General features: G+C 40.3%; 18 protein-coding genes and 1 pseudogene. 6 read left to right on the top strand and 13 right to left on the bottom strand.

Features of this window, described 5'->3' with window-relative positions; all coding sequences use genetic code 11:
- Positions 1-70 precede the first annotated feature (70 nt).
- The 5 genes from MSWH1_RS18120 to MSWH1_RS20040 all read right to left on the bottom strand — a co-directional run bounded on the left by MSWH1_RS18120 (position 71) and on the right by MSWH1_RS20040 (position 3,222).
- The gene (locus MSWH1_RS18120) at positions 71-262 is read right to left on the bottom strand and encodes a PGF-pre-PGF domain-containing protein (protein WP_231585727.1); all 192 of its coding nucleotides are present in this window, start codon (positions 260-262) and stop codon (positions 71-73) included.
- 360 nt (positions 263-622) lie between these two features.
- Positions 623-739 (bottom strand): DUF1328 domain-containing protein, encoded by a 117-nt coding sequence (locus MSWH1_RS18115; RefSeq protein ID WP_231585728.1) that lies wholly within the window; start codon positions 737-739, stop codon positions 623-625.
- Positions 740-1,696: 957 nt separating this feature from the next.
- The gene (locus MSWH1_RS08445; protein WP_231591947.1) at positions 1,697-2,839 is read right to left on the bottom strand and encodes a DUF1015 domain-containing protein; all 1,143 of its coding nucleotides are present in this window, start codon (positions 2,837-2,839) and stop codon (positions 1,697-1,699) included.
- A gap of 118 nt (positions 2,840-2,957) precedes the next feature.
- Complete coding sequence (locus MSWH1_RS20800) at positions 2,958-3,059, bottom strand: rhodanese-like domain-containing protein (RefSeq protein WP_369798571.1); 102 nt, start codon at positions 3,057-3,059, stop codon at positions 2,958-2,960.
- A gap of 64 nt (positions 3,060-3,123) precedes the next feature.
- Positions 3,124-3,222, bottom strand: a complete 99-nt coding sequence (locus MSWH1_RS20040; protein WP_231591946.1) for a rhodanese-like domain-containing protein — start codon at positions 3,220-3,222, stop codon at positions 3,124-3,126.
- 1,338 nt (positions 3,223-4,560) lie between these two features.
- On the opposite strand from MSWH1_RS20040, the gene MSWH1_RS08440 reads away from it, so the two are divergent.
- The gene (locus MSWH1_RS08440) at positions 4,561-4,842 is read left to right on the top strand and encodes a winged helix-turn-helix domain-containing protein (protein ID WP_231591945.1); all 282 of its coding nucleotides are present in this window, start codon (positions 4,561-4,563) and stop codon (positions 4,840-4,842) included.
- A gap of 173 nt (positions 4,843-5,015) precedes the next feature.
- Here MSWH1_RS08440 and MSWH1_RS18105 read toward each other — a convergent pair whose 3' ends face one another.
- On the bottom strand, positions 5,016-5,246 hold the full coding sequence (locus MSWH1_RS18105; protein WP_082088077.1) for a hypothetical protein: 231 nt from the start codon (positions 5,244-5,246) through the stop codon (positions 5,016-5,018).
- 237 nt (positions 5,247-5,483) lie between these two features.
- On the opposite strand from MSWH1_RS18105, the gene MSWH1_RS20530 reads away from it, so the two are divergent.
- Positions 5,484-5,609, top strand: a complete 126-nt coding sequence (locus MSWH1_RS20530; RefSeq protein ID WP_255350497.1) for a hypothetical protein — start codon at positions 5,484-5,486, stop codon at positions 5,607-5,609.
- Positions 5,610-5,855: 246 nt separating this feature from the next.
- Complete coding sequence (locus tag MSWH1_RS08435) at positions 5,856-6,560, top strand: type 1 glutamine amidotransferase (protein ID WP_048127708.1); 705 nt, start codon at positions 5,856-5,858, stop codon at positions 6,558-6,560.
- Here MSWH1_RS08435 and mprF read toward each other — a convergent pair.
- A complete protein-coding gene (gene mprF, locus MSWH1_RS08430) occupies positions 6,557-9,136 on the bottom strand; it encodes a bifunctional lysylphosphatidylglycerol flippase/synthetase MprF (RefSeq protein WP_048127705.1) in 2,580 nt (859 codons plus the stop codon). The two genes, MSWH1_RS08435 and mprF, sit on opposite strands and share 4 nt — an antisense overlap.
- Before the next feature lie 274 nt (positions 9,137-9,410).
- The gene (locus tag MSWH1_RS08425; protein WP_048127702.1) at positions 9,411-10,883 is read right to left on the bottom strand and encodes an MATE family efflux transporter; all 1,473 of its coding nucleotides are present in this window, start codon (positions 10,881-10,883) and stop codon (positions 9,411-9,413) included.
- 1,064 nt (positions 10,884-11,947) lie between these two features.
- On the opposite strand from MSWH1_RS08425, the gene MSWH1_RS08420 reads away from it, so the two are divergent.
- Positions 11,948-12,772, top strand: a complete 825-nt coding sequence (locus tag MSWH1_RS08420; RefSeq protein ID WP_048127700.1) for an alpha/beta fold hydrolase — start codon at positions 11,948-11,950, stop codon at positions 12,770-12,772.
- A 139-nt stretch (positions 12,773-12,911) separates the two neighbouring features.
- On the opposite strand, the gene MSWH1_RS20035 is transcribed toward MSWH1_RS08420, so the two are convergent.
- From MSWH1_RS20035 to MSWH1_RS08400, 4 genes are read right to left on the bottom strand one after another with little or no spacing between them, the layout of a single operon-like run.
- On the bottom strand, positions 12,912-13,163 hold the full coding sequence (locus tag MSWH1_RS20035) for a hypothetical protein (RefSeq protein ID WP_369798586.1): 252 nt from the start codon (positions 13,161-13,163) through the stop codon (positions 12,912-12,914).
- Positions 13,164-13,188: 25 nt separating this feature from the next.
- Complete coding sequence (locus MSWH1_RS20030; protein WP_048127696.1) at positions 13,189-13,500, bottom strand: hypothetical protein; 312 nt, start codon at positions 13,498-13,500, stop codon at positions 13,189-13,191.
- Positions 13,501-13,530: 30 nt separating this feature from the next.
- Positions 13,531-13,857: a hypothetical protein gene (locus MSWH1_RS20025; RefSeq protein ID WP_048127694.1), complete on the bottom strand. Its 327-nt coding sequence runs from the start codon at positions 13,855-13,857 to the stop codon at positions 13,531-13,533.
- A gap of 1 nt (position 13,858) precedes the next feature.
- Positions 13,859-14,221, bottom strand: coding sequence for a response regulator (locus MSWH1_RS08400; protein WP_048127693.1), 363 nt, complete (start codon positions 14,219-14,221; stop codon positions 13,859-13,861).
- 459 nt (positions 14,222-14,680) lie between these two features.
- Between MSWH1_RS08400 and MSWH1_RS08395 the strand changes: the two genes are divergently transcribed.
- Together MSWH1_RS08395 and MSWH1_RS08390 are read left to right on the top strand one after the other, a co-directional pair.
- The gene (locus tag MSWH1_RS08395; RefSeq protein ID WP_048127691.1) at positions 14,681-17,269 is read left to right on the top strand and encodes a DUF3656 domain-containing protein; all 2,589 of its coding nucleotides are present in this window, start codon (positions 14,681-14,683) and stop codon (positions 17,267-17,269) included.
- A gap of 227 nt (positions 17,270-17,496) precedes the next feature.
- Positions 17,497-17,904 (top strand): annotated as a pseudogene (locus MSWH1_RS08390) (helix-turn-helix domain-containing protein); the annotation flags it as partial.
- Positions 17,905-17,936: 32 nt separating this feature from the next.
- Here MSWH1_RS08390 and MSWH1_RS20525 read toward each other — a convergent pair.
- The gene (locus MSWH1_RS20525) at positions 17,937-18,230 is read right to left on the bottom strand and encodes a transposase (protein ID WP_255350515.1); all 294 of its coding nucleotides are present in this window, start codon (positions 18,228-18,230) and stop codon (positions 17,937-17,939) included.
- Positions 18,231-18,504: the final 274 nt, after the last annotated feature.

The following is an 18,504-nucleotide window of genomic DNA, read 5'->3' as shown; positions in this document are numbered from 1 at the left end:
GAGGAAGAAAGTTTCAGCCATTCTTTCAGGTTATCAGCTATTTCTTAGTCGTCACTATTCTTACAGGCTGTCAGCCATTCTTTAGACTATTATCATTCTTCCAGACCAACGCGGACTTAATCCATTCTACAATCAGGTTGGCCATTTCAAAGCCGATTACAGGGTTTTCAATGTTCTTTTCAGTTGCATACCCACTGTTGCCAACCCATAAATTAACAAATTTATAGACCTCACCAAAAGGGAGTCCGGAAAATAGTACAATTTTTATGAGGATTAATCATTAATTATTTTTTTTCGGGTTCATACACCTGTTTCTGTGTAGTCATTTAAGCTAATTTTTATCTACTATAGTTGTGCGACGGCAAGAATTCATCTTTTATTAATTTATTGGAAACTGGTAAGTACTCCCTCCAGATATTAAAAAATATAATTAAGGAATACATATATCCTCTAAAAAATTTTATAGAAAATTTCCGGTAGTTAAACAAAATATTTGGATCAAGTAAAGCCCCAATTTAATGTTTCATTCCCTGATCTTGAAAATAAAAAAGAAGCATGGACACAAAACCGTTTATGTCCATCTCTTATCTTTTAACTCTGCTTCGTACGATACGGAGTACCGTCACAAGAATAGCGAAATTATCGCAAGTACAATAAAGATTATAACAAGCCACTTTGCGATATTCATGGATAACCCGGCAATTCCCCTCGCACCAAAAATATATGCAATTAGCGCCAAGATTAAAAATACTATTGCAAGTCCAATCAAATCTGGTATCTTTTATTCCCCCTCTGGTTGTTTAACCACTAAATTCATTATTAGATTAGAGATATTTATAATTTGACTGTCAAATTAAATGACTTTTAAATAAGCTGGAGTATTTTTTTCGTTCAAAATCCCTTTTTGAAATAAATTTGCGGTACTAATAGAAGAAAAAATAATTAATCCCGATTCAATATCAGTAAAAAAAGTTATTCCTTCATTATACAGAATTTAACAATATCGGACTTTGACAATACAGAATTTGACTGTACTGGACTCTGACTGTACTGGACTCTGACTGTACTGGACTCTGACTGTACTGGACTCTGACTGTACTGGACTCTGACTGTACTGGACTCTGACAGTTTGTAATGCCAATGATTTTTCAAATTTTTGTGGGTTTTAATTTTAAAAAAATTGTGAAACTCTTTGCCTTTGTAAACCAGATACAGGTAATTTAGTTAATATATAAAAAAAATTGAAAAAAGAGTCAGTTTTCGTAGACCTATTTTTTTAATTTTAAAAAGACACTGACCTCATTGATTACATAAGGCTAACTAAACACGGTGCTCAAGAAATGAGACTTACGAGGACAGATATTAGGCAAGAAATCTGTACACAATGTTAGATATTTACATTCTTCACTATTTTCGTGGAAATCCCCTATAATTATACTCAGCCTGCGACCCCGTTTTTTTCGAATCCGGGATTCACGAAACGTCCCTGATTTTACGGGTTTTTTTGATCTTTTTTGTATGCTATGGCAGCGCAAGTCCTGTATTCTTGAGAATCTTGAGGGGATATTGCTTGCACGCAAAGCCCTTGCAGCCTAAGTCCTGATCAGCCTATCCTGCAAGTCCTATGGAGAAATAAAGTGACTGAAAAAAAGTGACTGAAAAAAGAAAAGAATGGTTGAAAAAGTTGCCGGAAAAATTACGGCATAATCCTTCTCGCTTCAATATAGTACCTTTTCTCGTTTTCCTTTCCAAGGGAAAAGGATTTCCTCGGGAGAATTCCCTTCTTTTTTATGAGAGCAAAGAATTCACTTCTCTTTAAAGCCGGAAGGAAAAATCCAACACTTTCAGGCTCTTTACCGAGTTTCTCAACCACCTCAGGGTCGTGTTCATATTCAACCGGATAAGCGTCAATAACCTCGTCAAGAGTCTCGACCTCCAGGTCATGCTTCGGGTTATCAAAGACAAGGACACCTTGCCTGTCTTTTGTTATAAAGCCAATTGAGTGGCTAATATCTGAAAGCCAGGTAATTGAGTCCCCGGCTGAAGATTCTATAATCCTTGCATTGAACCTATTTAGCAGCTCCTCAGGGTCAACTCCTCTTACTATTCGGTGGATCGGTTCAAAGGTAAGCCCGGGGTCATGGAGGTTTACAAGCTCGACAAGAGCATATCTGGCTGGGTGGTTGTCCGGGACTGTCCCTTTAATTTTCTCCCAGAAGCTTTTTGCTGCGGCAAGGCTGTGGTTTCCATCCCCAACAAGGAGAGTTCCAAGAGCCTGAATTCTTTTTGAAATTTCCCGAATTGTCTTTTCGTCACTGATCTTAAAGCCTCTGATATGGCCGCCGCCTTCCATCAGATCAAAATCATATACTTTGTTTCCTTCATAAATCGGATCATCGGTATTCAGGGGGATAATGGAAAAGTTCGGGTCATCATATAAAACAAGAACATGCGTAAGCTCCAGCTCTGCATTTTCTCTTATCATGACTCTTGCAGGAAGCCTTTCTTTGATTGTTTTTTCAGTCGGCCTGATAAAGGATTCGGACTCATCGTATTCGTATCCGTTTAGATCAATTGCAGCAACCAGACCTGTCCTTTCACCCCCTGGAACAGCACGTTTTACAAGAATAAAGCAGGGACCATGATCAACAAGAATAGCTTTGTAATTGTGCATTGCTTTATGAATCTTATTTACTTTATTTTCATCTAAAGGGAGATATATTTCTGGATAAATAATATTAAGAGCAGAAGGAGTATCTCCAACAAATTCTTCTACTCTTCTCCAGTACTCCATATCCTGAGTATGCTGGTCACAGGCAATTACCGCCCATTCTTTCAAGTTAGCTTCTGGAAGAAGAATGTGAGGAACGTGTAATATCATGGTTAATTAAAAAATAGAGAGGAGATATAAAGATTTCTAAACTCTTTCTCTGGAGACCTTTAAAAGTCACACTACCTTACTTCACGACTTCATACCCAGCATTCTTCCATGTGGTCATGTTTCCAAGGACATTGTATACTTTGTTATAACCATTTTTTTTCAAAATTGAAGCTACCATATTGGAACACCAGGCACCGCCGCGATAGACAACTATCAAACATTTCTTATGAATTTTGTCTAGATTATAGATTATCTTCTACTTGCCCGACATATATGTGCCTGGCTCCTTCAATGTGTCCCTCATCCCATTCATCGTTGCCCCTTATATCCAGAATCACCATTTCCTCGTTTTTTTCGAGTATGTCTTTAAAGAAAATATTAGTTTTTCTGATAATAAGTATCCACTTATAATTGCATTTTTGGCTACCCCGATGACGGACTCAGAACATGGTTTATGGCGCATTATTTCGATATTGGCCTGGTGGGTTATTTCCATCATATGCCCATAGTGGAACACTCTAGTTATTAATAGGAAGTATGATTTGGGATGTTATTTCATGTGGGATAGTTACTATATGGAATAGTCTCATTGAATCTGAATATATTGGTAAAAACAGTAAGCTATATGAAAAAAACACAATAATTTATTTCGCTATAATGCTCTTAGCCTTAGTAATAATAGTCGCGATAGTCGTAGCTTTGTAATAATAAAACTGAATATTGAATTTCCACCATCAAACTGGTGAGAATCTTCATTTGTAATAATAAAACTGAATATTGAATTTCCACCATCAAATTGGTGAGAATCTTCAGGATATGTGATGCAAGAAGATGCCCGAAAGCGCTGAATCTACTGTATTCCCCAATACAGTCTCTTCGAATATTATGCTCCCCCAAGCACATTGATTCGAAGAAGGAGCAGCGACCTTCGGGAGATTCGTTTATTTTGATGATACCCCTTTATTCCTCAACTCCAGTACATAATAATAGTACAAATTATATTAAATAAATTATATCAAAAATTCTTTTCAAACAAAAAATAGTTTGACGTAAAATATTTCAAGCTCATTATAGCCCTTTTCTTAAGTAATACTTACGAACTTGAAGTACAAAATCAAGCATTTTCGGCTTTGTAACGAGTTTAATGTTTTAGATAGTAAAATTTGCAAGGCAGGAGATAAAGAGATGGCTGATAGCTAAAAAGCAGTCCAGGTTTTTCTCAGAAATTCGAAACCGGATTTTTCGGCTTGCAGTTGTGATTGTTCCAGATTTCGGTCATAAACGTTTTTAGATACGTGCCCTATAATTTGCGACGTTGTCTCTTGATTCGTATATTTTTTGAATTTTTGGAGCCAATTTTCTTCAAGGTTGGAATGCTGTTATATGAAATAATCTTTCCAGCGTATCTGTTAGAAGCCCGGAACAGGGTTTTCTTTAAGCTTGAAGTCTTTGTACATCATATTCTTCGATTCGCAACATGATTCTCAAATCCAATATAATCCAAAGTTTAATTATAACATTTTTATTATAATTTTTTTATAAAAAACCTAGATCTTCCTAGATCTTCCTAGATCTTCCTATATCTTCCTAGATCTTCCTAGATCTTTATACAAAAAGTGAAGTATTTACTCTTTGTAATCTTTGTTGCATATAAAAACATCGTTTGAGATATTTTCAGAATGGAAATTCTAGCAAAGATTATTTTTGAATATATTGTGGGGGAAAAAATCAATATTCAGAGAAGAAGCAGGACTGATATCGCAGTAGCTATTTTAAAAATAGCAAATAATAGGGCAAAGAAAACTCATATCATTTATGAGGTAAATCTTAACTTCAACATTGCTCAGAAATACCTGGAAATGTTAAAAGAAAAAGAGCTTATCAGGAATGAAAATGGGCTTTTCATCACGAATGATAAAGGAAAGATTTTTCAGGATATAGCTAAGGAAATCGGGCTTTAAACTGCTTTCTATTTACTTTTTTTAATTTTTTTATATTTTTTTAATAGTTTACTGGTTTTAGATCATGAGAGTCATTGACCTGATCTAAAAAGACGTACATTTTCTGTGCCTGGAAAAAATGTAGGGGGATTCGTGTGCTTACCTCTATCAAACCTTTTTCCATTACCCTCTTTTTATGCTCTTTCTCTTTTAGATATCGTGTTCAAAGCCATCACGAAGCTGGAAATGAATATTAGAGCGAGTACTGCCATATTTAATGGACTATTTATAACCGAACTGACAAAAGGACCGGTAATAGAATAAGTCGCGGTACGCAGCCCGTAGTAAGACGCCTCCAGAAGCAATGCTATAAGTGAAATCAAAACTGCTATCAAAAAACTGCGGATTATGATGTCAAGTTTCATTTTCAATCATCTTTTATCTTTTAGAACTACATCTTGAAATATAAATAAACTTATTTCGGTCGAATACCTGTGGGTTTTTCTGTGGGGACAAAAAAGGGCATGAAATTATGGAGCCTGAATATTAACCTGGGCAACGTCATTAACTGTATCGTGTCGTTCTTTCCACGCTCGACGCAGGAGAGCGGCCTGTCCAAAAAAATGAAAAGAAGAAAACAAGGATAAAAAGAGACGCAAAAATTGCTGAAAAAACCAAAAAATGAAAAGACTAAAACCCAGGCAAAGGCAAATAAAAAGCTAAAAATATATGAGAAACTAAAAATAGCTGAGAAATACTTCTTTTCAATATTTTTCCTTCAGTATTAATTTTCTTTCTTTTTGTTAACGGGCTGCCAGACAAGCTGGTGGAGGCGCTGACATTAACCTGTAAATCAAAATGAATCCCCTGTCGCCAAGGAAATTATTCCTCGGACCGGACAGTGAATGTTCTCCATAATTTTTCTATAGTATTTCGGAAAAAGAGTAATTGACTGGTTAAAAGTTATTGTTTCCTTAATCATAGAAGAATGGAAAACTCTAAAAGTTCATTCACCAAAGTTAAACCGATCTCTCATGAAAATCCAAGTTCTCCAGCACTCCGCCCTCAATACCCTCGGCACAATCGAAGAATACGCTAAAACCAGAGGCTACCCCCTTGAGTCAACCCGTTTTTACGAAACAAAAAATCATCCCTCCCTCGATTCCTTCGACCTTCTCATAATCATGGGCGGTCCCATGGGAATCTACGACTACGCCGAAAACCCCTGGTTAAGAGATGAAAAAGCCTTCATAAAACAGGCTATCGATGCAGGAAAACCCGTGCTCGGGATCTGTCTTGGGGCTCAGTTACTTGCCGACATCCTCAGGGCCCGCATCTACGAAAACGGACACCGGGAAATGGGCTGGTTTCCCGTAAAGGCGGCTTGGAAAGAGGAAAATAAACCCCAATTTTTAAAAGGGTTGCCGGAAGAGATCACTGTTTTTCACTGGCACTCCCGGACCTTTGACCTTCCTGAAGGAGCTGTACATCTTTTCCGGAGTGAGGGATGCAAAAATCAGGGATTTATATATGGCGGCATGGTTGTAGCGCTCCAGTTTCACCCGGAGGTGCATGAAGAAAGGATTGAATCCATGATCTGGCGGTTCGGGGGCGAATTGGGAAACGGACCGTTTACCCAGAGGAAAGAAGAGATGGTCGAACAGGAGAAGCATCTGGTTGAGACAAAGAAATTCATGTTTGCAGTGCTGGATAAGTTTGAAAAGATTACGTATTCTTAAAATATATCTTTAAAAGGATCTTTCATCCCTGAGACCAGGGTTGCAATATCTTTCAGGGCAAGGCTCTTCTTAAACCCTGTGGGAAGAGCGATATACTTCGGGTTCCAGACCGGATTGAATTTTTCTTTATAAGCCCGCAGGCCTTTATAGTTGTAAATATAGTCCCCGTTGGCAAAGATTAAAGCCCCTACTTTGTGCCAGAGAGGGGCAAACTGCCTTTTTTCAAGCCCTGAAAGTGGAGCCATTCCAAGGGAAAAGTGTTTGTATCCGTTCTCTTTTCCCCAGAGTATGAGATTGACAAAAAGGTAGTCCATTGCCGGAGCACTGGAGTTGTGGCGCATCAGGTCAATACTGAACTCTTCTGTGCCTGCTCCTGTCCATATGTTTGCAAAAGCTACGATTTCTTCTTCGTTCCTGACAATGGCAAGCGGAAAATTACTGAGGTATTTTTCGTCAAAAAACCCGACTGAGAACCCTTTTTCTTTTCCGGTTTTCATTTCCAACCAGGAATCCGAGACCTTTTTAAGTTCAGGGATGAGGGCAGGTACCCCTTCTGGCGGAATAATTTCAAACCAGTACCCTTTTTTTTCTACATTTTTCACCGCATAGCGAAAATCCTTGCCCGTACTTCCTTCCAGCGTAAAGGACTCCAGGGGGACTTTTGCTTCTTCTCCTATTTTGATAAGGTTCAGGCCCAGGTCGAGGTAAATGGGAATATATTTTTCGCTTACCTCGTAAAAGACGGCTCTGACCTGGTGCAGTTTACTCATTTCATAAAAGTCCCAGATCAGCTCTTTTATCTGGCCGCTCTCCCCGACCGGGTCTCCCATAGCAATCCAGCTCTTTCCCGAAACTCCGTACATCAAAAAGGCCTTTTTCTCATCATCAAAAAGCAGATATTTGTCTCCGGTAAGGGCAAGGTTTCCCCAGGTTTCCGGACTTTCTCTAAGAATCATTTTTGCAAGCTCAAGCTCTTCAGGTCCGGGAAGATGAATGTCCCTGGAAAAGGGGCTTAACATTTTCATGACTCCAAGGACCAGCAGCAGGAAGAATATTCCAACGACAGCTCTTAAAAAGCTCGACGCCTGGGAATTTACCCCGAACTGCCACCAGAGTTCATTTGAATACTCCACATTCCGGTATGAAAAAAACCCTAGCCAGATGAAGCTTACCAGCACCAGAATTATGGCAATTATATTTTCCCTGCTAAAGGACTGGTGCAAAAGCGAGGACTTTCTGTAAAAATGTTTCCTTGAGGGGAAGAAAAGGACAGATAGGGCAAAAAGCACTGCAGCCTCATAGTAATCAAAATCCTTCAGGAGGGCAACGACCCCTCCCAGTAAAAGGACTATTAGGGAGAGCACATAAGCTCCATCGATCCTTTTCCAGAGTCCGTTTGCCAGAAGCAAGAGCAGCACACCGATTATGCTTCCAAAAAACCTGGAAGCTTCAATGAGAGGGAGAGGAACAATGTATGTGACTTCACGCAAGTATTGAGGGTTTGAAGGCAGGGCTCTGGAAAAAAGGAGGGAAATACCTCCCAGAAAGATCAGGACTGAAAAGATCTGGGGGGTTACTTCTGAGAAACTGGTATAAGTAGCCTTTCCGGCTTTTTTCAGGAATTTTTTTCTCGCTTCAAATTCACAGAAGATCAGAGCCAGGAACCCGAGCAGGAAAGGAAGGAAATAATAAACTGCTCTGAAGATCAAAAGAGGCCTTATTATATCAACCGTGCCGAAATAAGGCTTCAGCATAAAGAGCATCAAGGTCTCGAAAACGACAAACCCACCCGGGACCGTGCTTATCAGTCCGATCAACTGTGCCAGCGCAAAAAATACAAGCACATGAAGCAGGGTAAGCTGTGGATTTGAGGGCAGGAGGAAGTAGATTATGCTTCCTGAAAGCAGGTAGTCCGCTGAAGATAAAGCAAGCTGCATGAGAGCGATTTTTGGTTCAGGGATCCTGATCTGGTACCCCATTATCTCAAACTTCCGTTTCCGGAATGAAAAAAAGAAATATGCAGCAAGAAGCAGCAGTAAAAGAATTCCAATTATATTCAGTAAAACCGGAGCCGGGACCGGGATATCAGGAGTGTAGTCCGGCAACTTTACAGGATAAAAGGTGAAAAGCAGGCCTGCAATGAAACAAAAACCGATCCAGAAAGTAGAGATGCAAAAAACTATAATTTCCCAGATATCGAGAAAAGTCAGCCCATACAATGAATACAGTCTGTAGCGCAGGGAGCTGCCTGTCAGGAAATTAAAACCCGTGCTGTAACTGATGGACGTGCTGATAAAGGAAGACCTCGCAACCTGTTTATAGGAAAGGGAAGGGTTAATATGGCGGGTTGCAAGGTAATCATAGCCCGTTAGAACAGCATAGCTCAAAATAGTAAAAAAGACGGCAATTCCTATATGGCTCAGGGGAACGCTGGCAATACTTTTCAAAATATAACTCGAACGCAGATGGTCTATCTGTTTGTCCAGAGTCAATAAAGCCAGGCCAAATATGATGCCGGGTAAGAGGTAACTGACTACTTTAAGGGTTTTTCCCTGTATACTACCGTTTTGTTTCATCAGGATCGAGCATCCTTTTGAATTATGGGATCAGAGTTCAATATTTAAGTTAAGGACAAAGCTCAGGATTAAAGTATCTAATGTTGAACTATTCTTTTAAAGTTAATATATTTTTTGTCAGTTATCAGTCCGGAGTTTAAAATAAGTCCATATAAAAAGCTCAGCAAACTCCCGGTTTATGCAGAACTTACATATTTATATTACAGGGTGGTAAGGGAAATTACTGCCACTTTTCAAAACTGCAGGCACATAAAATAACATTGGAGGAGTTGGATCACGAGGTTTTCACTTTGTCAACTTGTCTGAAAGTAACAAACCCTTTACTCTCCTCGCTCCCTGCTTTTACGTTGTTTCTGGACACCGACACTACATGTTTTGTGTCTTTTGGTTGTCCAGTTCCTGGTTTTCCATTGTTCCTGAGAAATTCAAATTCCTTAGAAAGCATAACCAGCACCACTACCATCATAATATATTCCGTAGCCGGACCTGCAGACCAGACCCCATCAAGCCCGAAGAACCTGGGCAGGATAAACAGCAGGGGAAAAAGAAAAATGAAGATCTTTCCAAGATGAATGAAAAGTGCTGCTCTGACCCTGTTTATTGACTGATAATAGATGGCAGTGAGAAGCACTGTGCCTTCAACAAGCAAAGAGACCATACAAATGTTCATACCTCTAAGCGTAATTGCCAGAAGTTCGGAGTCGTCCCGGTTGAAAATCTGTACCAAATTCTCGGAAAAGAAGTAGATTAACAGAAATCCTAAAGCTCCGATCAGGATACACGAAAACATTGTCAGTTTCAGAGTCTTCGAAACTCTTTCATAGTAGCCAGCCCCGTAATTGAAACCGATAATTGGTTGTACACCAAGGGCTATTCCTTCAAAGAGCATGTAGAAGATTGAAAAGACAAAACCTATGATCCCGTAGGCTGAAACCGCAAGCTCTGAACCGTATATGAGCAACATGTAATTATGCACAAAGAGCACAAGAGCCAGAGATATCTGCATTACAAAGGACGGAAGGCCTGTTCTGAGGATCTGGAACAGGATTCTTATTTTGAATCTCATGGATTTAACCCGGAGTTTCAACTTTGCCTCACTGCCGAAAAGGTAATAAATGAGCATCAATGCAGACAGAGCAAAGGCAGTTACTGTTGCAATGGCAGCACCGGACATTCCCATTCCCATACGCATGACAAAGAGGTAGTCAAGCACAACGTTTACAACGATTCCGGCAATCATTATGTTCATACAGAGCTTCGGTTTTCCGTCATTCCTTACAAGAGGGTCAAGGGCAATATTAAGGATAATAAAGACAGAACCCAAGAAGATTATCTGCAGATATTCGCGGGCAAGGCTAAGGGCAATCCCACTGGCTCCAAGGAGACTGATTGAGGTTTTACAAAAAATCAGCCCTCCTATGGTAAAAAAAGCTCCTGCAAGAATGCATAAAGGAAAAGCATTGTTCACTATATCCAGTGCTCCCTTTGTATTGCCTTTTCCAAGTTCCAGAGCTGTAAGGCTGGACGAGCCTATTCCTATAATTATGCCAACTCCGATTATAACCAGATAAGGGGGATATATAAGGGTAATTCCTGCAAGTCCCTGGCTTCCAACCGCATTTCCTATGAAGAAGCCGTCGATTATTTCTTGGATTCCTGCAACGATAACCCCCACAACTGCCGGAAAAGCAAACTTCAAGAACAGACTCAAAATGTTCCCGGACCTCATCTCTTCGTCACTTACCATATCCGGGCCTCTGCAAGCTGCAAAACCGTTATTTTGGGAGCTTGCAGCCGGATTCCCGGTCCTTGCTGAGAGAGAAAAGCCCGAGCTATTCCTGCGATAGTTCTGTTCAAAGCAAGATCGGTGACATTATACTTATTCTGAGTTGTACGTTCTTTTAATAAATTTATACGATGTTTATTGGATTTTGTGAATAGTTGCTATAAAGACATTTTTTGTTCCGGATGAAGTTTCAGAAAATATGCAAATAGAAGGTCTAGCTGCTTTGTTGTAGAATTAATTTTCCTGCCTGCGCTGAACTGATAATTGCATATATTCTAAGGGTTGATTACTCATAGGGTTATTTTGCATTACATCTCTGCAACACAATTCTTTCTTTTACAAAACTTCATCATATATTAACCGTCAAAAACGGATTCAATCGAACAGATAATTCTGGATAGAGAATTCTAAATAGGAATTCCGGGTAGGAAATCCTGAAGAAATCCTGATAAGAAATCCTGATAAGAAATCCTGATAAGAAATCCTGATAAGAAATCCTGATAAGAAATCCTGATAAGAAATCCTGATAAGAAATCCTGATAAGAAATCCTGAATAGAGATTTCGTAAAAGTATAACCAAAGTAAATTCACCAATATATAGATAATTCGTCTGATTGGCTGATATTTACGCGCCGCTAAATATTTACGCCGTATTTATACATTCACATTCTCTCCTGTTTTACCAGGTTACTGATCCTGAAGCCAAAAACAAATGTTGTCAGCCTATATCTGAAAAACGATGTGCAAAAGAATATGAGAAACTATATGTTTCTCAGGATGTATAGAGATATATTATCATTAATACTGATTATATTTTATTGAAAGATTATTACGTATATTATATATAGTTCTCTTACATATATAAAAGTTCTGTTAAATTAGATCAATTTTTTTAAAGTGTAAAAAAATCAATTTTATAGGAAGAATCGAAAAATAGTTTTGATAGAACATACTTTCGGTTAACCCCTAAATGGAAAATCAAGACAACAATACTTATACAGAGAGGCAGCATGTAATCAAAAGCAATGAGTCTTAAAAACCTATTTCCTCTGGCATTATTTCTCATATTTCTTGCAGGTTCCGGGTGTACAGATGCTCTACAAAAAGACTCGACTCAACAATTAATGGCTCCAAACTTTTCCTTCGACTCCTCCCCTGTAAAGTATGTTTCTGTTAACGGAGTCGAACTCGGATATAGGGAGTTCGGGTCAGGAGAGCCTCTTCTGTTGATTATGGGTTTTGGGGGAACCATGGATACCTGGAACAAAACTTTTGTGTGGGAACTGGCTCAGGATTACAGGATAATCACATTCGATAACAGAGGAGTGGGATACTCTTCAGATGATGGAGGAAATTATTCTCTTAAACTATTTGCCAATGATACTGCAGGTTTGCTTGAAGCGCTTGAAATTCCGGAGGCAAATGTCTTCGGGACCTCAATGGGGGCATCCATTGCCCAGGAACTGGCTCTCAATTATCCGGAAAAAGTTGATAAGCTTATTTTCTCTTCTGCAACTTACAGCATTAATGCCCCTGAAGCCGGGCTTCTCAAAAGTATGTTTCAGTCCTTTGCCGGCAATTCAGAAATGAGCCCCACAATCCGGAAACAGGCAGATGCAAACCTTAGATGGAACGGCACCTACGAACACCTGCCGGAAATAAGGAGTAAAACCCTGCTTCTGGTGGGTACGGAAGATGAGTATACTCCCCCTGGAATTGATCTTGCAATGGCAGAGAAAATTCAGGAGGCAGAGGTTATTGTATTTGAGGGAGCAAAGCATTCCGGAGAACGCTATTCCCCAGAGAAATATTCAGAGACAACCCTGGATTTCCTTAAGCAAGAAGAGTAACAGATAATTGAAATCTGCTCCTGCTTCTAATAGGATTAAAGGTCAAGATTAAAGGACAAGATTAAAGGACAGGATTAAAGGACAGGATTAAAGGACAGGATTAAAGGACAGGATTAAAGGACAGGATTAAAGGTTAAGATTAAGGGGTTGTCAGCTTGCTTCTGGATTTTCCACCCTCAACCCCATGAAGTACGCTCAGAAGTCTTCCCCTACTTATGTTTTCTTTCTGCATAACATAAGAGACATTCCTGTTGAGCAGCTCTTTTTCTTCAAAACTCAGATCCTTTGCGGTAGATACGATAATAGGGATATCTACGGTCTCCGGATTTTCGTTAAGAGCTTTGATGACGTCAAAACCCGCAAACTTCGGCATCATCAGGTCAAAGAGAATTGCATCCGGACGGCTGTTTATGGTTTTATCTATTGCTTCCCTGCTCCCGTATGCGCAGATTGGTATATCCTTCCTGCTCGATAATGGAACCGAGGAGCTCGACTATAGCTGGTTCATCGTCCACAATTAAGATTTGAGGAGAAGAGTTTGCAGTCCCTGTTACTTTTGCTCTCTGCAGGCTGGAAAGGAGATGACTCTTTTCCACAGGCTTGGTCAAATGGTCAAACGCATCCAATAGAATGTTGCAGTTTTTATCATCATTCATGGAAAAAAGAGCTTTCTTCCCACTGGAAACCGTAGCAACCCTGTATCCTGCATTCGGGAATGTCTGAACCATTTACGCACTTTTCGGGAGTTTTCCTGCATTTCAAAGGCAGTTCAAATGAAAAAATCGAGTTTTTTCCAGTTTCACTCTCGACCCAGGCCCTGTATCTTTCTCCTTTTTCCCTGAGGATCTCTTCTGCCTGTTCCTGAAACGCCAGGGCATTTTCAAATTCCAGCCACGTCGCAGGAAGAAAATCCCGAGAGCAAAGGTGAGATAGACCGAAAGAGTGAATAAACCCCCGATTTCACGGCGGTTGTATTCTTCAACAAGTAAAAAGATGGACTCAAAAATACCAAAGTAAGAGGCAAAGAATGTAAAGAAATACAGTTCCCATAAAGCAAAAATAATCTCCCCTGCTCCCTGTTCCATTTCATGCGATAAACTGTTCTATAACCGACTTGAACCTCTGAATGTCTATGGGCTTGGAAACGTAACCGTTGAACCCTGCTTTCAAAAACTTTTCTTCGTCCCCTCGCATAGCATGGGCTGTCAGGGCAATAATCGGGATCTCACGTGTAGCGGAATCTTCTTTTAATATATTTAATACTTCAGTCCCGTCGATGCCAGGTAACTGTATATCTAATAATATCATGTTTGGGTTATTTTTTTTACTAAGTACTATAGCCATAGTTCCATCCCCTGCCTCTATTGGCTCATATCCAAATGAAACCAGCAGAGTCCTGACAAGTTCCATAATTAAAGGATTGTCTTCCACAACAAGTATATTTTTCATAGGCAACAACCGCTAAACATCTTTATTTGCATTATGCTCTTAATATTACATCCATAGCCTCATTAACTGTGAAAAGCACCTTCCAAAAATAAAAAACTTTTCCCAATAATACTAACATTTGTTAGTATATCTAGCTTAGTTATTTAAATAAGTTTTAGTATATATCCAAATATATAAATTAATAAATTAATAAAAATAACAAGCTCGAATCACATCAGATAACCCTCACTAAAAACAGGATAAGGAGCAATAAAAACAGGCTAACAGATACTGATCAGCTTTTATTAACATTCCGGACTTTACCATCCATTTTTTATGCGAGAAGCACCTTTACGTTTTAAATCGGCTCTGAACTGATTTGCGTAAGCTCTTTTTTACAGTTACCATACTTTTCAGCTACCGAAATTTTCCATTCACCAGAAATTACAGTTACCCGAAGAAAAATACCCCTGATCAAATATGTCTGACAATAATTATTTTTGCAATCCCCCGGAAATCCTTTCCCCGGTAGGTGACAACGAAGCTCTGCTCGGCGCAATCAAGGGAGGAGCAGATGCCGTTTATCTTGGAGTCGGTGAATTCAATGCCCGCCAGGGAGCCAAAAACTTCACCACTGATGAACTGAAAACTGCCGTTGACCTGGCTCACTCACACGGAGTCCTTGTCTACCTTGCCCTGAACATCCCGGTCAAGCAAAAAGAACTGCAGCACGCCCTTGAAATAGTGGACCGCGCATACGCAGCCGGAATCGATGCTATTATCCTGCAAGACCTCGGGCTTCTCAGGCTTTTGAAAGAGATCTATCCTGACCTAGACCTTCACTCAAGCACGCAGATGACTATCCACAATAAAGAGGGAGTGGATTTTGCAACAGACCTTGGAGCAAATAGAGTGATCGTTTCCAGGGAACTTACCACAGACGAGGTAAAGGATATTGTGGACCACTCAAAAGTGGGCATTGAGGTCTTCGTACATGGAGCCCTCTGCTATTCCTACTCAGGGAAATGCCTTTTCAGCAGTTTTCTTCACGACCGGAGTGCAAATCGTGGAGCCTGTGCCCAGCCCTGCAGGCGCAGATATAACTTTTTGGTAAACGGCAGGGAAATTGACGAAAGGCACATCGGGGGCAGTTACCCAATAAGCTGTGCCGAGCTCTCCACACTCACAGGGCTTGAGGATATAATAAAAACCGGGGTCATAAGCCTAAAAATCGAAGGTCGGATGAAAAAGCCCGAGTATGTGACTGCAAGTACCGCTGCCTACAAAGCTGCAGTCGAAGGCATCTGCAAGGCCGGAGAAAACCCGACAAAGGAAGAGCTTGAAGCTAGAGAGGCCGAGCTTGCAAAACTTTTTTACAGGGGCTTTACACGGGGCTTTATCCTCGGGGAAAAAGGCGTGTCTCACCCCAAATACAGTTCAAACTACGGAGCCTTCCTCGGAAAAGTCCTGGACCTCTCCCGTTCAAAAGGGAACACAAAACTAACAGTCCGGCTTGAAGAAGACATCCAGATAAAAGACGGCATAAGCATCTTCACGCGGGAAAAGATGCTCGGTTCTGCGGTAACAGGCATTATAACAATTACAGGCGAGCACGTAAAAAGCGCAAAAAAAGGCGAAAAAGTCGGGCTTGAGATCAGCTCAAAGACAGGCAGAGCCGTCCAGAGAGGGAATGAACTCTATCTCACAACAGACACGCAGCTCCTTGATACCCTTCAGAAAACAAAACTGAAAGCCCTCCCCGTAAGCCTGAAGGCAAAAGCCCGGAAAGGAGAGCAGTTTAAGGTTGAGATCAGAGCAGAAAATGGAAAACGCGCAGAAAATGGAAAAAGCAGCAGAACAGAAGAACCCGCGTATGCAGAGTTTGTAGATGGTTATATCGTTCAGGAAGCCGAAAAAGTCCCAACCACTGAAGAGCAGATAAAAAAGGCAATGGAAAGCCTTGGAGACACTCCTTTCGAAGCCGTCTCCATTGAGATAGAAGCTGACGAAAATATCTTCATCCCTGTCGGCGTGCTGAAAAATGCAAGACGAAAGGCTGCAGGGCTCCTGCTGGAAAAGACTCTTGAGGGGTATAAAAGAGAGCAAAAACACCCTGATCTGGCAGATTTCAATCGCCTGTGCGCTGTAGAAATCAAAGATGAAAATAATAATGAAGGCAGCAAGAATGAAGGCAGCATGAGCAGGACCAGATCAAAGGATACAGCTTCAAATAAACTTCTCCTGAGCGTTGAAGTGCAGGGAATTCCTTATCTCTTACAGGCAGCTGAAGCTGGAGCAGATATCGCCTACATCCCGGTATCACTGTTCGAAGAGCTGATGTCTCCTAAAAACGTGGAGAAGTTTGAGGACCTGAAAGCAGAAAGGATTGAACTCGTTTTCAGGATACCCCGGATAACCCATGACAGCGAACTGACTGAACTAAAACCCCTGCTGGAAAAAATAAGGGATGCCGGCTTCAGTGTGGCATGTTCCAGCCTGGGAACCGCACAGCTTGCAAAAGAGCTTTCCATACCTTTTGTCGCCCAGAAGGACTTCAATATCTTCAATGCTTTTACTGCGAGCACTTTCTACCAGGCGGGAGCATACAGGGCAACCCTTTCAAGCGAATTGAACCTGAGCGAAATAAAACATGTCTGTGAAACTCTCCAGGCATGTGGAGATTCAGGCCAGACCGAAATATTAGTTTACGGCAGTGAACTGATGCTCATTACGGAAAATGATCTCTTAAAGCCCCTCGTTGACCGGAAAATCGTAAGAGAAGATAGCGAAGTGCTCCTTGTTGACCATGCCGGCTCCGAATTTCCCGTCCAGCGCCTTGGCACCCGGACCCTGATCTATAATTCAAAGGTGCTTGACATGCTAAAATACGTTCCGAAAATGAAAGGGTACGGTGTGGACGTACTCAGGCTTGACCTTTCGTTCAACACTACTGCCGAGATAGAAGAGATCGTAGGGGCATATAAAGAGGCACTTGCAGGAAAAGAGGCAAAACTGAAACCTATAAGAGGGATTGAATATACGACAGGGCATTACTTTAAGGGGGTCTGAGCGCCCGAGTCGCGCCACCCGAGTTGCGCCACCCGAGTTGCGCCTCGGGAGTACGCGGTCCTTTTCGCTGCGCTCAAGAGGACTTATTTATGGGTTATAGTAGTGAGCTTCGCTCGCTCAAGAAAACTCATTTATAGTTTATCGCAGTGAGCTGCGCTCAAGAGGACTAGTATCGTGACAATATAGTTATGAATCATTTATATACTTTGAATTCTATATTATATCTTATGTTAAATATTAATCTTAGAGATAATAAAGTTATATTCCTTAGAAACTTTATAAGAAAAGGAAAGAAAAATGCAAGATCTCTTACCAGAGCACGTATTCTACTACTGGCAAATCAGGGAAAAGGAGACACTGAGATCGCTAAAGTATTAGGTGTTGGGAGAAGCACTGCTTTAAGGATAAGGAAAAGATATCTTGAAGAAGGTCTACAAAGTGCTTTGGTAGATAAACCAAGATCAGGTCAACCTGAAAAATATAGTGAAAGGCACGTTGCCGAAATAATAGCTCAAGCATGTACAAAACCTCCTGAAGGAAGAAAAAGATGGTCACTTTCACTACTCTGTGAGGAATTAAGAAAAAAAGAAGGCTTTGAAACAATAAACAAAGAAAGTATCAGACTCAGTTCCAAAATCTAGTGCATCGATTCCTAATTAACACCATTTTAGACTGTGATTCCACCAGGCATTTCATCCATTTCTTCCATTTTATATCTCCACGTAAATAGAACTTGCTTTTCGTTAATCTGGTTTATATATTGACTAATTCTTTCTTTTAATTCATTCATTGAGTCTACTCTTATTCCTCTCAACACGCTCCTCACCATTTTACTGAAAAAACTTTCGATGATATTCAGCCACGAAGCATGTTTGGGTGTGAAAACAAATTCAAATTTATCAGGAACCGTCGCCAGGTATTCCCGAGTTTCTTCTGATGTATGAATTTTTAGATTATCCAGTATAACCTGAGTTTGACAGTTTGATTTTTATGTTGAAAGATTGTTTTCATATCTGTTGGAATAATAAGTAATATTATTTCAACAAATTTTTGCCCATTTTTTACGATTCAATTTGACAGATGATTCTCTTTCTCTTGATGGCTATTTTCATAATTTTTGATCAAATTTTTGGTATAGGATTTGACAGATAGCATGAATCTCAGATAAAATATAGATACTATCCAAAAAGTCAGGTGCCAAAAGTGCCAAAATAGGACAAAAATCTCTACTAATT

Origin of the sequence: Methanosarcina sp. WH1, from assembly GCF_000970005.1 — an archaeon.
Classification (GTDB): domain Archaea; phylum Halobacteriota; class Methanosarcinia; order Methanosarcinales; family Methanosarcinaceae; genus Methanosarcina.
Note: the sequence above shows the minus strand (reverse complement) of the source record. Positions and strands in the feature narration are given on the sequence as shown.

What these genes read in the sequence shown, in the direction of transcription:
- MSWH1_RS18105 (WP_082088077.1), bottom strand. Translation starts at nt 5,246, where the DNA reads ATGAAACTTGACATCATAATCCGCAGTTTTTTGATAGCAGTTTTGATT.
- MSWH1_RS08435 (WP_048127708.1), top strand. Translation starts at nt 5,856, where the DNA reads ATGAAAATCCAAGTTCTCCAGCACTCCGCCCTCAATACCCTCGGCACA.
- MSWH1_RS08400 (WP_048127693.1), bottom strand. Translation starts at nt 14,221, where the DNA reads ATGAAAAATATACTTGTTGTGGAAGACAATCCTTTAATTATGGAACTT.
- MSWH1_RS08420 (WP_048127700.1), top strand. Translation starts at nt 11,948, where the DNA reads ATGAGTCTTAAAAACCTATTTCCTCTGGCATTATTTCTCATATTTCTT.
- mprF (WP_048127705.1), bottom strand. Translation starts at nt 9,136, where the DNA reads ATGAAACAAAACGGTAGTATACAGGGAAAAACCCTTAAAGTAGTCAGT.
- MSWH1_RS20040 (WP_231591946.1), bottom strand. Translation starts at nt 3,222, where the DNA reads ATGGTGATTCTGGATATAAGGGGCAACGATGAATGGGATGAGGGACAC.
- MSWH1_RS20025 (WP_048127694.1), bottom strand. Translation starts at nt 13,857, where the DNA reads ATGGAACAGGGAGCAGGGGAGATTATTTTTGCTTTATGGGAACTGTAT.
- MSWH1_RS20030 (WP_048127696.1), bottom strand. Translation starts at nt 13,500, where the DNA reads ATGGTTCAGACATTCCCGAATGCAGGATACAGGGTTGCTACGGTTTCC.
- MSWH1_RS08425 (WP_048127702.1), bottom strand. Translation starts at nt 10,883, where the DNA reads ATGGTAAGTGACGAAGAGATGAGGTCCGGGAACATTTTGAGTCTGTTC.
- MSWH1_RS08395 (WP_048127691.1), top strand. Translation starts at nt 14,681, where the DNA reads ATGTCTGACAATAATTATTTTTGCAATCCCCCGGAAATCCTTTCCCCG.
- MSWH1_RS20800 (WP_369798571.1), bottom strand. Translation starts at nt 3,059, where the DNA reads ATGGTAGCTTCAATTTTGAAAAAAAATGGTTATAACAAAGTATACAAT.
- MSWH1_RS08440 (WP_231591945.1), top strand. Translation starts at nt 4,561, where the DNA reads ATGGAAATTCTAGCAAAGATTATTTTTGAATATATTGTGGGGGAAAAA.